We start from the raw sequence: 13,457 nt of genomic DNA, 5'->3' as shown, positions 1-13,457 counted from the left end.
ATAAGTGAAACACAGAATCAGACTGCAGGTAAATCAATCAACGTGCACCTGCAATATTCATTTGCTACCTAATTGGAAGTAGTGATGTTGGATTGCATGCCGAGTTTCTGTGTTGAATTTCCACATCATATATGTGAACATTTGAATTCCTATTGAAAAATGAACTTATTTAAAATAAAAGTGCGTCTATAGAGAATGATCCTGCCCCTACCAATGCTACTCCAAGAGCAACAACAATGAGCATCACATTATATTCTGTACCATTTTGTGTTACCCAATAACCATTTGGTCCGTGAACTTTTACGATCGCTACAATCATCGTTCCAATGATAAGCAAAGCGGCCAGTGGTGTCAGGAAACCTGCTGCGAATAGTATTCCCCCTGCAACTTCAGAAAGTCCTGCAAGTAATGCCATCGTTTTTCCAGGCTTGATTCCAATGGACTCAAAGAAACCACCTGTTCCTTGTAGCCCGTGTCCTCCAAACCAACCAAATAATTTCTGTGCTCCGTGAGCAGCGAATGTTAACCCCACTACTAAACGAATAACCAATAAACCGAACGCAGCTAATGCTGTCATCTTACTTCCTCCTCTTTGTTTTCCCTTCGAGATTTATCTTCAAACATTTCAAATTCAATTATTCTCAAATCATTTATCTTGAATTTGAGATATACGTGTAAAAAAAGAGTACTTGTTATCTCGAATATGATTATTTTGATTTCGAGATAATTGTATACTACTCCTCACAACTCTGTCAATACTATTTTACAAATTTTATTAAAATGGGAACCGGAGGAAGGAGGGTAAAAAAAAGAGGTCCGTCCCTCATCTGGCGGGACGGACCTCTTACATATATATCAATCAGAAATCGAAGTTGTCTGGATCGGGTCCAAAACGTTCGTCGAGATTCAGTTGATTGATTTGGTTCATTTCTTCCAGTGATAGTTCGAAGTTGAATAGATCTGCGTTTTCTTTGATGCGGCTTTCATGAACAGATTTAGGAATGATGATAACATCATTCTGAAGGTGCCAGCGCAGAATCACTTGGGCAGCCGATTTTTCATGCTTTTCAGCAATGTGATTCAGTGTTGGTTCATCCAGTACACGCCCTTGAGCGATTGGTGACCATGCTTCCACTGCAATATTTTGTGATGCACAGAATTCTCTTATTTTTTCCTGATTCAGACGAGGGTGTAATTCGATTTGATTTAATACAGGCTTTTCATTGCTGTTCTGCATTAAATCTTCAAGGTGATGCTGATGGAAGTTACTTACACCGATGGATTTCACTAAGCCTTCGCTAGACAACCTTTCAAGAGCCTTCCATGTATCGTTGTACTTTCCTTCTACCGGCCAGTGAATTAAATAAAGATCCAGATAGTCCATATCAAGCTTTCTCAAACTGGTTTCAAATGCTTTTAATGTTGTATCGTAGCCCTGATCACTATTCCATACTTTCGAGGTAATGAAGAGTTCTTCTCTCGCTACTCCACCGTCTTTCACACCTTGACCTACACTTTCTTCGTTGTCGTAGATCGCCGCTGTATCGATGGAACGGTACCCAGACTCAATCGCTGTTCGAACAGCTTGTACCGTTTCAGACGGATCTTTCATTTGGTAAACTCCTAAACCGACATAAGGAATTTCGATTCCGTTATGTAATGTCTTCGTACTCTTTAAGTTTTTTAACATATTGCATCCCTCCTGATTTATTATTTTACAAATCCACTCAGCTTTTTGCTAATATTATGATTGTGAAATTCGTTTTTTACTAAATTAAGGTCCGTCCCTCACCGTGAGGGGCGGACCTATTTTGATCATCGGCCGATAAATTGCTCCCTTCTCTTCCCGATAAAGGCGAGCTTATGAAGGGGGCGTGTCATGGCCACGTATTGGAGCTTGATGTCGAGTTCGTTTTCCGGATTGAAAGCTTCATCCACCGCTGCAATGATGACCACATCGAATTCAAGCCCTTTTGACAGATAAGATGGAACGACGACGATTTGATCTTTCGGGATCGATTCCTGTTCTTCCAACAACTTCACTTTCCCTGGCTGCCGCTCTTGAAGGACTTCACTGATTTTCACACAATCTTTCATGCTTTTTCCGATCACAGCGAATGTATGGAATCCTTCTTCTCGTCCAGCATTCACCTTCTCCTCGATTATGGCAGCCAATTCTTCCATTCCCACATACTCATCGAAGCCGGGAGCATCCCCATGTCTCACCACTGGATTCACTTTAGGAAAATCATAGGGTAAGAGATTCAGCAATTTATTTGCTTCCTCCATGATTTCAATTGTGGTTCGATAGCTTTTTTGGAGCTCGGTATACGTAGCCCTCGGAAACACATCTCTATACACCGGTTCCCATGACTGAAGTCCACGATAGGAATGAATCCCCTGGGCAAGATCCCCTACCAGTGTAAACATGTCGGTTTCAAGTGCCCTCTTCAACGAATAAAGCTGCATGTAACTATAATCCTGTGCTTCATCAATCACGATATTTTTTGCTTTATAAAATTTATCGATTCCAAACAAGTGAGTTTGCAAGTAAAGAAGGATGGCTAAGTCTTCTACCTCATACTGTTTTTTCTTCGCGTATTTCAACGTATAATGACTAAGCTGTTCTGCCTGCTGCATACTTAGCTCACCTTTCGAGTAAGAAGCCAGCCGTTTCGGATCTGAGAACAATTCTATGAAATATTGATCCAGGTTTTTCTTTTCAAACTGCTTCATGTAGGCCGTAACGCTTGTTCGGATCGCCTTCTTAATTTCTTCAACCCGCTCACTTTTCTTGTCCAATGCTTTGGACACATAGTCCTTCCGGTTTGCTGCCTGTGTCCGTTGAAAAAGCGCTGTTTCGATCCGTTCATCGAAAAACTTCTCTACCTTCTCCACCATCTGCTTCTTGTTCGTCCGAACATAACTCTGTAAGAGAGACTTGAGCTTTTCCATCCGGCGATAGATTGGCATATACGTATATTCATCTTTAAAAAGATGAGTGAACTTTTTGGCGGTGTAGAGCTTGTATTTATCCACATAGAAGTCTTTAGACGTATAAAAGCGTTGTTCAATTTCTTCTATATAATAATCAAGTATTCTCCTGAATGCTTTGGAGCCTTTGAACCCAGATATCCACGAGGCAGTCACTACGTCTTCATCATGGGTTTCAATCAACTGGGTGAGCTTGTTATCTTCTACTAAATTCAGCTTTTTCTCTAAGCAGGTCATGACATAATCTGGGAACGTCGTTTGTCTAACACGTTCTACTCCAAGTTCCGGCAATGCCTCTGAAATATAGTCGATAAACAAATTACTTGGTGCAAGGATCATCAGTTGTTTCGGGTCAAAATGCTGTTTGTAGTTGTAAATAAAGTATGAAATCCGATGAAGGGCGATGGTTGTCTTTCCACTTCCTGCGGCCCCTTGTACAATGATGGGCTTGTTTAAATCGGCCCGGATGATCCTATTTTGTTCTTCTTGAATGGTGGAAATGATCTCAGTTAAACGATTGCTGGAGCTTTTGGCTAATGAATCCTGAAGTAGTTCATCTGTGGTCGTTAAGTCAATATCCCTGATTTCTTCTAACAAACCATCCTCGATCATGTACTGACGCTTTAATGAAAGATCTCCTTCATATGTCTCGTCTTCCGCAACATACGAAACGTCACCAATCCTTCCTTCGTAGTATAGATTCGCTATGGGAGAACGCCAGTCCACAATGATTTGCTCTTGATTTTCACGCTGATACAAGGAGGTCTTGCCAATATAGTGCTTCTCCACCTTGTCCGATCCCTCGTGTTGAAAATCAATCCTGGCAAAATACGGTTTCGTTTTCGCTTTCGTTAGGGACTCCAGTTCTTCTTTGGACATCTCAAAAAAGCTTGAGTTCGTCAAGATATCGATGTACGCAGCACTCGATTCGCCCCAATCAATATCTCCAAAAGCTTTTTCCATGTTTTCCTTATACTTTTCCTTACTCGTCTGGGATGTGCTGATGACTACATCAATGTAGCGCTTCGTAAACTCCAGGCGTTCTGATTCAGTTGAAAAATCGGGATGAATAGTTGATTCCTTCGTCATACATTTCTCCTTCCAAATGTTTTAGCCGCAATGGAGAAAAAAACGTCTCATCACTAGTACTGAGGTAACGACTCTCATTGGATGAAACGTTTAAAAAAGACTTATCGAAATCTGGATAAATTATGTAGGCGTTTGGGAGCAGGAATATATATTATCAGATAATTAGGGAAAGTTCAATAGAAAAGCGGAAGGGCTTTGCTCAGAGGCGACAAGCATATGGCTTCAACAAAAAAATAACCCTCCACCTATAAAGATGAAGGGTCTTTTATAAGATCCACAGGAAACACAATCTGAAAACTCGTCCCCTTGCCTACTCGACTTTCAACTGTAATGACGCCTCTCATCGCTTCAATGATGCGATAAGAAACCATTAGCCCCAGACCGGTTCCTTTTTCCTTCGTAGAAAAATAAGGTTCACCCAGTCTGGATTGTTGTTCAGAGGTCATACCGACTCCATTGTCAGTAATGGTTATGCTGACGTTCCCCTTTTGAACCTTCGAAAGTATCGTGAGAGTACCTCCTTTTGGCATGGATTCAATCGCATTTTTAATGATGTTGAGAAATGCTTGCTGAAAGCTCCGTGTATTGCCGACGATGGTGGCGTCGATGATGTGATTATGTACAACCACCGATTGCTGGTTGCTCAATGGTTCCACCATATCAATGAGCTTATTGAGTTGTTCAGAAATTGAGATGTTCTCCACATGATCAGGGTCCGGCTTGGCGAATGTAAGATAGTCGTTGATGATATCTTCTGCCCGTTTCAGTTCTGATGATGCGATTTCTAAGTACTGCTCTTTTTTTCCAACTGGAAGATTTTCTTGATTGAGCAGTCTCAGAAACCCTTTAATAACGGTTAAAGGATTCTTTACTTCGTGTGAGATGCTGGCTGCCAGCTGAGACAGTACTTCCATTTTTTCTATTTTCATGAGTGCTTGTTTGATTTGGATCTGTTTTAGTAATGTTTCACAAATGTAAGTCAGGATAAGCATTCCCAATGAAGGGAGTAAGATGAAATTAATGAGATAGCTTTCATCAATCACAAACACGGTCATCGCATTTGCAATAAGAGCTGCTACTATGGAATGAGTGGTAAAGAGAATCACTGAGAATATGATCTTCTTACGGCTCGTTAACCGGTCGAAATCGAACCACTTCATCCCGATAACTGTCAAGAGGTAGATCACCACATAAATAACAAATGCTACTATACTCCAACCATATATCATTGTCCTGGAAACCATTAAGACAACTAAAAGTGCAAACCCCGTATAGGGCCCTCCATACATAATTCCGAGTACAAAAGGAATCATCCGTAAATCATGTACACAGTATGGATTTTGATAAATAGGGGAAAGCATGCACAGGATAATGGCCGTACTCAAAGAAACAAGGGTTGCTAACCTTGTATACCAGCCCTGTATCATTTTTCTTTCAAGAAGGAAAAAAATTAAAAAAATACTCAAAATGATATAAAAGAAATTATTAATAACATCCTGATTAAAGATAATCATACTTACCCTTTGACCTTTCAAAGATATTGTCTACTTTATAGAAATTCTACCACACTACTACAAAAATCGTTACAATTATATATGTAATTCTACATTTACATAAGACAACTCTCCCGTAATTGTACAGGAGAGTCATCAACTTACACAGTTTTCAATTGTTCACCAAGATAGTTTGCTAACTCAAGCATCCCGTATTGTCCGTACTTCGCCTCGGCATCCTTGTTGTAATTTGTATTGGTGTTCACATCATATGTGTAGATGGTGCCTTCATTGTCTTGAATGAATTCAATCCCGGCTACATCAATCCGGTTCTCTTTTAAAAATGCTTCGTAAGACGAGATGATACCACAGGAAAAGTTTTCCCTTATTTGGAATTTAGGCTTCTCCTCTTGCTCCCCCACTGGACAGAATAGATCATCGACCTGACAGACATCAGCCGGACATAGTTCAAATCCTTTTGACGTATCCACCTTCACAGCATAAATGAATTTGCCGCCAATGAACTCACACCGTGTAATCGAAGCGTCTGGTGCTTCAATGTATTCCTGGATAAGCGTCGTTCCGTCTAACGGTTCTTCAAACGTATCACTGCATACATAGTTTTTCAAAGCATCAACTGAATGAAACAACTGAACTCCCAATCCTTTTCCTGCACGATTATGCTTGGTGATAAAGGAAGGTTTATTAAGCTTTTCAGCCGCTTCAATTATTTGCTCATTTCCAACAGCTGCAATGGTTTTCGGTGTCTTGATGCCTGCAGCGTTCAAGGCCATATACTGATTCACCTTACTCACTTCCAACCGAAGGGCACGGCTTCCGTTCAGTACCTTTCTATCGTACCTCTCTAACCAAGAAAGAACGCTTTCCGTTAACTCAGGCGCAAAACGATGGTCTCGTGTATGGGAAGATGCACTGATTCGATTATAGAAAACACCTTCTGGCGGCTCTGATGATAAATCGACGAGTCCTTGGTCCAGGAACCATTCCTCATAAGGCAATTGAAGCTCGTTGAGACGAGTCGTTAAATGATTGGTCCATTCACTGTTTTCATGAATAATATGAATTTTCTTCACGATCATTACCCCATTTGTTTGTAGGAATTTTAAAATAGTCTCACAACACAAAGTAATCCTACTATAAAAGTAGGATTTAGGTCAACGATCATCACCTTGTTTTTCTCTCGGTTCTCATTTGAATTTTCATACCACTTTTGGTGAGCTGATCGCTCGGTCTCTGAATGTCATGTCTAATGGAAGATCTTTGATCATCCTTCAATATATCCCTGATTTCCTGTAAGACTTCAAGGTTGGTCGTTTGCTTCACCTTGTATGGCTGCTCCCCGCCTTTCAAGCGGTTGACCACCTTTATCATCAGAAAAATGCTCATGGCCACGAGAAGAAAGTCTACAAGGGCTTGTAGGAACTTTCCCAATTCAATCACCTCTGCTCCAATTCGAAGGTGCAGGCCTTCTAAGTTAATGCCACCAAATAAAATTCCGATTGCCGGCATCATCATGTCCTGAACGAGAGACTCCACAATCTTGCCAAACGCTGAACCAATGATGACAGCAATCGCTAAGTCAACTACATTCCCCCTTGAAATGAATTGCTTGAATTCAGACCACATGATACATTCACCTACCGCTTCACTTACTCTTAACATATGGCAGAAACAAATGAGATATGAAGACAAGGTCAAAAAAGCCTAAAGAAGATATTTCCCTACAATAGCAAGCAACACAATAAAAGCAACAACGACCATTAAGATGATCAACATTTTTTCATCTTTATTCCCTAGCATTCTTTTCTCCTCCTCTTATCCCTTGAGGAACTTATACGGTCCCTCTATCAAATAATTTCGTTTCCAGTATCACCGGTTGAGGATCCGCCTTTTCGAGAAATAGCTTAAACGATTCTTCTCCTACTTTTCGTATCGGGACTTCAAATGACGTAATGTCCAGTGCATCGGCAATGGGATGATTATCAAAGCTTAGTATAGCCAAATCATCGGGTATCCTGATTCCTCTTTTAGCTGCCTCTGTCACCATTCCGGCTGAAACCTGATCACTTGTTACGATAAGGGCTGAGGGCTTTTCTCTCAGGTGTTCCCATGCTTTCACCACATCTCTCCCATCTTGCAGATGATAGCAGTCATTGAAGATCCACTCATCACGCACAGGATGGCCGGCAGCTTCTGAGCTATCGTAGAACCCCCGGATCCTTTCCTCACTATTCGTCCCGAACGTCCGATGCAAACACAGTCCGATCCGTGAATGACTTTTTGAATAGAGGTATTCGAGTCCATTCCTTATTCCCTGGTAGTGATCGATGAACACCTTTTTATACGAGGGATCATACACATTTTCACAAAAAACCACATTGGGACCGACGAATGGGGCAAGAACATCCAGTGAATTGGAGCGCGACGTCAGGATCAATCCATCCACTTCCTTCATTTGCAGTCGATGAAATGCATCAAGTTCTGCTCCCCTGTCATAATTCGTTTGGAAAAGCTGAATATGGTATCCATGTTTTAACGCTTCCCCTGCTATGCCTTGAAGAATCTCTCCGAAGTAAGGAAGATTCAAGTAGGGCAAAACAACTCCTATGCTATAGGTCTTGCCTTTTGATAAATGGACAGCATTCGCGTTTTTTATATAATTTAATTGCTCGACGGCCTCTAGAACCTTCTTACGTTTTTCTTCTTTCACATATGGATGTTCATTTAATACCCTTGAAACCGTTGAAACTGAGACTCCCGCCAATTTGGCGATACTGCGAATATTTGTCATACCCATACCCCTCATGAAATATTCTGAATGGTCCACCTATCCCTTTTACACAAATAATCAAATAAAACGCTTGCTCTGAAACGCGTTTCACACTTTAGAGTTAATCATGCAAGGGGTCTTAAGTGGCATACCGAACCCCTAAAACCGATAAGGAGGCTATACTATGCTCGGTATTTTATTCTTACCCGTTCTTTGTATCATCATCATCGGAGGAAGCTACGCCGCATTAAAGCCCATCCATTTCTACACTCCTCACGATCAAGAAGATCCATTTGAGCATATATTCAATAATAAACTCAACTAACCGCCTGCCTGCAATGACGCAGGCTTTTTATTTTACCCATTTCACTGCCCAATTCTGGACGGCATCCATCACCTGCTCTAGTTCTCTACCTTTTTTCGTCAGGCTATAGAGTACCTTGACCGGCTTTTCGTCGAGAACTTCCCGAAACACTATGCCATGTTCCTCCAATTCCTTCAATCTGTCCGTCAACACCTTTTGACTGATATTTGGTATTTCTTCATTTAAATCTTTAAAACGGCATGTGCCTTCAAATAATACCTTTATAATCATCCCGATCCAGCGCTTACCTAATAATTCAAAAGCAGCGGCATATTTCGGACAAAGTTTTGTTTCCATCGCTCTCAACACATCCTAAATATTTATCCCTTGACGCATACTAAAACGTCGGGTATATTGTTCATATTGCTTATACACTTACAAAAAGTAAGTAACATACAAATATATACCATATTATAACACTTTTTTAAACATCAAGGAGGCTTTATCATGGATAATTTCTTTCAAGTAGTCGAAGAACGGCGCTCAACGAAAGTGTACGACCCTCAAGTGGAGATCCCTCGCGAGGAATTAGTCAGCCTGCTCGAAACAGCAGGGAAGGCTCCATCTGCCTGGAATCTTCAACAGTGGAAATTCCTGGTATTCGATAACAAAGAAGTTCAAGAACGCTTACTCCCGATAGCCTATCACCAGCAGCAAGTACATGATGCTTCTGCAGTTGTGGCTATACTTGGTGACTTGGAAGCCAACAAGAACGTCGATCCTGTCTTTGACCCTGCCATTGAAAAGGGGGAAATGACGGCTGAAATCAAAGAGGTACTTAAGAAACAAATCGACGGAGCCTACAGCCGTGACGAATACCCAAGAGACGCAGCTTTCAGCAATGCTTCCCTGGCTGCTATGCAATTCATGCTTGCTGCGAAGGCGAAGGGCTGGGATACTTGCCCGATCGGCGGCTTCAATCCGGCAGCTCTCGCAAGCGAATTCAATGTGTCGGAGCGCTATATTCCGATTATGCTGATTACAATCGGAAAACCGCTTCAAGAAGCACGAAAATCAGGTCGTTTAGATATCCGCAACTTAATTGATTGGGCAGAATAAGCCTATGAAAAAGCCGCATCCAAGGGGATGCGGCTTTTTCAGGTTCTTAAAAGAGTACGCTCTTTTCAATCTGTTTCATTTCATAGAAGTAGCCTTTTTTCCTCATGAGCTCATCAAAACTTCCTGCTTCTACAACCTTTCCCTGATCCATGACGACGATTTGGTCCATTTCTTCAAGACCTGTCAATCGGTGACTAATCAGAATCAGTGTATCACCATCCGCTACGGTATAAAGATGCTTGAAAATCTCTTTTTCCATCAAAGCATCAACAGAAGATGTCGGTTCATCCAGCATCCATAAGGGTGAACCTTTCAATAGGGCCCTGGCAATCGCTAATCGCTGCTTCTCTCCACCAGAAAGATTCTCTCCTTTTTCTAATATAGCGTCCTCTAAAGAAAAGTGATCCAGCTTCACTATTTCTAATGCCGTTTCCATTTCCTCATCTGTCAGATCGTCACGTACCAGCATTAGATTATCCTTCATTGTGCCGTAGAAGAAATGATTTTCTTGAAGAACCACATTGGCTTGCCCCCACAACGACTCTTTATCGATATCTTTAATTGAAAGATCATTCACGTAAATCGATCCTTGATCCGTTGAGTAAAAGTTTAATAACAATTGAAGCAATGTTGACTTCCCTGATCCCGAAGGTCCTACAATCGCCGTTTTCGAACCTGCAGGCAGCTCAATTCTTACCTCGTCCAAGGTCTTCCTTTCCTCTCCATTAAAGGAAAAGCTCACATCCTTCATACTGAAGGAAGGTGCGTGCCCACTCAGACCCCAGCCTAAGGAAGGTCCGTCCCCGAAGGTCCTCTCTTCTGGAATAATGGAAGACAGACGGCTTGCCCCGCGGCGTGAGTCTTCATAGTGTGTAGGTAGTACTGCCATTGGTGTGGCATTTTCGAATACGGTTAGCGAGATCATGACAAGCATCGCAAGGTATATCCCGTCCAAATGACCTGCTGCGACTGAATACGCCCCTAATGCTAAAACGATCCATGAAATGAGTTGGGAAACCAGGATGTTCGTTGAATGACTAAAGAGAGAATAGATGCTCTCCCGTTCTTGCTCACTCACATAACCTGTTGCTGCATGAACGAGACTCCTCTTTTTATCCTCCAGTCTTTGATATATCTTCAGGTCTCTGAACCCATAAAGAAATTCTGTTACCTCTGTGGATAAATCCCCTCGACTTTCTCGTAAGGTCGTTTCAATTTCCCTCTGTTTATAAGCAAAATAGACTGGGACAATAAATCCCGTTAATAGAAGCCCCCCGAGAAGGATCAACGCAATAGAAACAGAATAAAACATCGTAAACAAGATCGTACTTAAGAACACCATCACCAGGATAATCGGTGGATAAAAGACGCGAAGAAAGAAATTCTGTAAGCTCTCTACGTCTCCTACGATTCTTGAAAGAAGATCTCCACTTCGATATCGCCAGAAAATTCTCGGTGCTAACGGCTCGATTTTTTCATAGATGGAAACCCGCAAGTTCGCCAAAATCGTGAACGTAGCCCTATGGGAAAAATAGCGTTCCCCATACCGGCTTAACGCCTTCGTAAAGCCAAACAGCTTCAAGAGAGCAATCATTACCGTAAGAGCATAAAGAGGTACCTCCAATGCCGCTTTAGAGATTAAATAGCCACTGGAAGCAAATAGTCCGACCGAGGTTATTCCAGCCAGAAAGCCAAAAAGAATAGAGTACACCATATCCTTCTTTTCCTTCATCATCAGCTTTACGACAAACCCTAACTCCTTCATCTAAAGCTTCACTCCTTGTTGTGCAGTCACCATATCACGATAGTGAGAAGTAGACTTCATTAATTCCTCATGATTTCCTATGCCCGCTAATTTCCCATTTTCTAAAAATAGGATTAGATCCGCTTCTCGAATCGTATGAAGACGGTGAGCTACTGTAATCACCGTTGAATTCTTTGATAATTCCTGTATGGATGATTGTAGGATCCTCTCCGTTTGAAGATCCAATCCCGTTGTTGGTTCGTCGAAGAGAATAAGAGACGGTTTTTTAAGAAAGGCCCTGGCTATGGCCATACGCTGCTTTTCTCCACCAGAAAGCCCTCTCCCTGCTTCACCAATCGGGGTCTCATATCCTTTATCGAGGCCTGCAATCATTTGTGAGATTCCCGCTTTTTCAGCAGCGTATTCGATCTCTTCCAGGGTGACGCCCTCTCTTCCGCCAACCGCAATATTCTCGGCAATCGTGCCTGAGAATAAGTAAGGACTCTGTGAAATATAACTCAATTGATCAAACCAGTCTCTTTCCCCATATTCACATCTCGAAAGTCCATCAATCACAATGTCACCATCAGAGGGATCAAGAAGGCCGGCTAATAGATGAAGGAGGGTTGTTTTCCCTGCTCCACTCTGACCCACGATCGCCACTTGGCTTCTGGGAGGAAAAGCAGCCGTAATGCCTCGAAGATCAAATCCCTTATCCTCGTAGGAAAACCCTACATTACATAGCTTAATTGTTGGAGGAGTCCCATTTGTTTCGAACTTCTTCTCTCCCCATCTTACAGGTTGATCCTTCTCTTCAAGCTCCTCCATGACTTTCTTCGCGGCTCCCACACTACCTCGCCCAGTATGAAAGGCATGCCCCAGCTCTTTTAATGAAAGATAGAACTCTGGTGCAAGAACGAGAACAAAGAAAGCTGTGAAGAATGAAATACTTTCAAAGACGACTAATCTGAGCCCCACTTCCAGGGCAATCAATCCAATACTTAACATAGAGATAAACTCTAACATCAAGGAAGATAAGAAGGCAGTCTTTAACACTTCCATCGTGGCTTCACGAAAATCAAGACTGGCAGAACGTATCCCCTCTTTTTGTTGCTCCCCTCTTCCAAGCAGCTTCAAGGTAGTCAATCCCTGCAGTGTATCGAGAAATCGTCCAGAAAAAGCCGTCAGTTTGTCCATTTGCTTCTCGGATTTATTCTTTGTCATGACTCCGATAATCGCCATAAACAAAGGAATGAATGGGGCTGTTATCACCATGATCAGACCCGTATACACATGCTCAGTAAAAATAATGATTAAAAGAATCAACGGGACGATGGTCGTTTGAATTCTTTGGGGTACGTATTGACTGTAATACCCGTCCAGTCCATCAACGGCATCCATCATCGTACTGACCTTTTGTCCAGACTGTCCTTGAAGGGATGCTTGCAGTGGATTTTTTGCCCACTTAATTAAAAGCCGTTTTCTCAAGTCGACCTTTACCTTCGAAGCCATCCTGATTCCTGTTCGTCCGTTTACATAAGAAAGTGCCGCTCTCCCCACTAGAATAAGAAGCAAAGCACCCAGCATTGGGAGGATGTCTTGAAACCCAGCTTCCTCTATAAACATTTTATCTACAACGCTAACCAGTAAGTAAGCTTGTCCAATAACGACTCCCCCCATTAATAGGGATGTTCCGTAAAGCGCCATCATGGATGATCTCTGCTGCTTAGCCAATCGATTCAGCTCTTTCATAACTTCTCTCAACTCCAAAAGTTAAAAGTTAGTGAAATACTTCACAAATTCAATAACTCTATTATAGTAAACTTGTTCCCTTTATGCATCTTTTAGGATTGACCTTTTTGTGACAATTCCAGAACACAGGTAGTTTTGAATGCGGCGGAAGTGGATATTCCCACAAAGTCT

The 13,457-nt window shown here is 41.9% G+C and carries 12 protein-coding genes; 2 read left to right on the top strand and 10 right to left on the bottom strand.

The genetic code is table 11. From position 1 onward, the window contains the following. Positions 1-169 precede the first annotated feature (169 nt). From AAEM60_RS07090 to AAEM60_RS07060, 7 genes are all read right to left on the bottom strand, one after another. Positions 170-577, bottom strand: coding sequence for a DoxX family protein (locus AAEM60_RS07090; RefSeq protein ID WP_299739816.1), 408 nt, complete (start codon positions 575-577; stop codon positions 170-172). A gap of 282 nt (positions 578-859) precedes the next feature. Continuing rightward, on the bottom strand, positions 860-1,690 hold the full coding sequence (locus AAEM60_RS07085) for an aldo/keto reductase (protein ID WP_299739814.1): 831 nt from the start codon (positions 1,688-1,690) through the stop codon (positions 860-862). A gap of 125 nt (positions 1,691-1,815) precedes the next feature. Further along, on the bottom strand, positions 1,816-4,083 hold the full coding sequence (gene helD, locus AAEM60_RS07080) for an RNA polymerase recycling motor HelD (protein WP_341357724.1): 2,268 nt from the start codon (positions 4,081-4,083) through the stop codon (positions 1,816-1,818). A 245-nt stretch (positions 4,084-4,328) separates the two neighbouring features. After that, positions 4,329-5,510, bottom strand: a complete 1,182-nt coding sequence (locus AAEM60_RS07075) for a HAMP domain-containing sensor histidine kinase (RefSeq protein WP_341357980.1) — start codon at positions 5,508-5,510, stop codon at positions 4,329-4,331. Positions 5,511-5,737: 227 nt separating this feature from the next. Then, a complete protein-coding gene (locus AAEM60_RS07070) occupies positions 5,738-6,670 on the bottom strand; it encodes an alpha-L-glutamate ligase (RefSeq protein ID WP_341357723.1) in 933 nt (310 codons plus the stop codon). A 91-nt stretch (positions 6,671-6,761) separates the two neighbouring features. Further along, on the bottom strand, positions 6,762-7,223 hold the full coding sequence (gene mscL, locus AAEM60_RS07065) for a large conductance mechanosensitive channel protein MscL (RefSeq protein ID WP_341357722.1): 462 nt from the start codon (positions 7,221-7,223) through the stop codon (positions 6,762-6,764). 205 nt (positions 7,224-7,428) lie between these two features. After that, positions 7,429-8,388 (bottom strand): LacI family DNA-binding transcriptional regulator, encoded by a 960-nt coding sequence (locus AAEM60_RS07060; protein ID WP_299739804.1) that lies wholly within the window; start codon positions 8,386-8,388, stop codon positions 7,429-7,431. Between the two features lie 163 nt (positions 8,389-8,551). On the opposite strand from AAEM60_RS07060, the gene AAEM60_RS07055 reads away from it, so the two are divergent. Beyond that, positions 8,552-8,692 carry a hypothetical protein gene (locus AAEM60_RS07055; protein WP_299739802.1) on the top strand — a complete coding sequence of 47 codons (141 nt, stop codon included), beginning with the start codon at positions 8,552-8,554 and terminating at the stop codon, positions 8,690-8,692. A 27-nt stretch (positions 8,693-8,719) separates the two neighbouring features. On the opposite strand, the gene AAEM60_RS07050 is transcribed toward AAEM60_RS07055, so the two are convergent. Further along, the gene (locus AAEM60_RS07050; RefSeq protein ID WP_299739800.1) at positions 8,720-9,028 is read right to left on the bottom strand and encodes a helix-turn-helix domain-containing protein; all 309 of its coding nucleotides are present in this window, start codon (positions 9,026-9,028) and stop codon (positions 8,720-8,722) included. A 150-nt stretch (positions 9,029-9,178) separates the two neighbouring features. Between AAEM60_RS07050 and AAEM60_RS07045 the strand changes: the two genes are divergently transcribed. Beyond that, positions 9,179-9,790 (top strand): nitroreductase family protein, encoded by a 612-nt coding sequence (locus tag AAEM60_RS07045; RefSeq protein ID WP_299739798.1) that lies wholly within the window; start codon positions 9,179-9,181, stop codon positions 9,788-9,790. A gap of 46 nt (positions 9,791-9,836) precedes the next feature. Here AAEM60_RS07045 and cydC read toward each other — a convergent pair whose 3' ends face one another. Further along, positions 9,837-11,555 (bottom strand): thiol reductant ABC exporter subunit CydC, encoded by a 1,719-nt coding sequence (gene cydC / locus AAEM60_RS07040; RefSeq protein WP_341357721.1) that lies wholly within the window; start codon positions 11,553-11,555, stop codon positions 9,837-9,839. Further along, positions 11,556-13,286: a thiol reductant ABC exporter subunit CydD gene (cydD, locus tag AAEM60_RS07035; RefSeq protein ID WP_299739795.1), complete on the bottom strand. Its 1,731-nt coding sequence runs from the start codon at positions 13,284-13,286 to the stop codon at positions 11,556-11,558. Between the last annotated feature and the right edge of the window lie 171 nt (positions 13,287-13,457).

The organism is Rossellomorea sp. y25, assembly GCF_038049935.1.
Taxonomy (GTDB): domain Bacteria; phylum Bacillota; class Bacilli; order Bacillales; family Bacillaceae_B; genus Rossellomorea.
This window is presented reverse-complemented; position numbering and strand designations above follow the sequence as displayed.

What these genes read in the sequence shown, in the direction of transcription:
- AAEM60_RS07090 (WP_299739816.1), bottom strand. Translation starts at nt 577, where the DNA reads ATGACAGCATTAGCTGCGTTCGGTTTATTGGTTATTCGTTTAGTAGTG.
- AAEM60_RS07085 (WP_299739814.1), bottom strand. Translation starts at nt 1,690, where the DNA reads ATGTTAAAAAACTTAAAGAGTACGAAGACATTACATAACGGAATCGAA.
- helD (WP_341357724.1), bottom strand. Translation starts at nt 4,083, where the DNA reads ATGACGAAGGAATCAACTATTCATCCCGATTTTTCAACTGAATCAGAA.
- AAEM60_RS07075 (WP_341357980.1), bottom strand. Translation starts at nt 5,510, where the DNA reads ATGATACAGGGCTGGTATACAAGGTTAGCAACCCTTGTTTCTTTGAGT.
- mscL (WP_341357722.1), bottom strand. Translation starts at nt 7,223, where the DNA reads ATGTGGTCTGAATTCAAGCAATTCATTTCAAGGGGGAATGTAGTTGAC.
- AAEM60_RS07060 (WP_299739804.1), bottom strand. Translation starts at nt 8,388, where the DNA reads ATGACAAATATTCGCAGTATCGCCAAATTGGCGGGAGTCTCAGTTTCA.
- AAEM60_RS07055 (WP_299739802.1), top strand. Translation starts at nt 8,552, where the DNA reads ATGCTCGGTATTTTATTCTTACCCGTTCTTTGTATCATCATCATCGGA.
- AAEM60_RS07050 (WP_299739800.1), bottom strand. Translation starts at nt 9,028, where the DNA reads ATGGAAACAAAACTTTGTCCGAAATATGCCGCTGCTTTTGAATTATTA.
- AAEM60_RS07045 (WP_299739798.1), top strand. Translation starts at nt 9,179, where the DNA reads ATGGATAATTTCTTTCAAGTAGTCGAAGAACGGCGCTCAACGAAAGTG.
- cydC (WP_341357721.1), bottom strand. Translation starts at nt 11,555, where the DNA reads ATGAAGGAGTTAGGGTTTGTCGTAAAGCTGATGATGAAGGAAAAGAAG.
- cydD (WP_299739795.1), bottom strand. Translation starts at nt 13,286, where the DNA reads ATGAAAGAGCTGAATCGATTGGCTAAGCAGCAGAGATCATCCATGATG.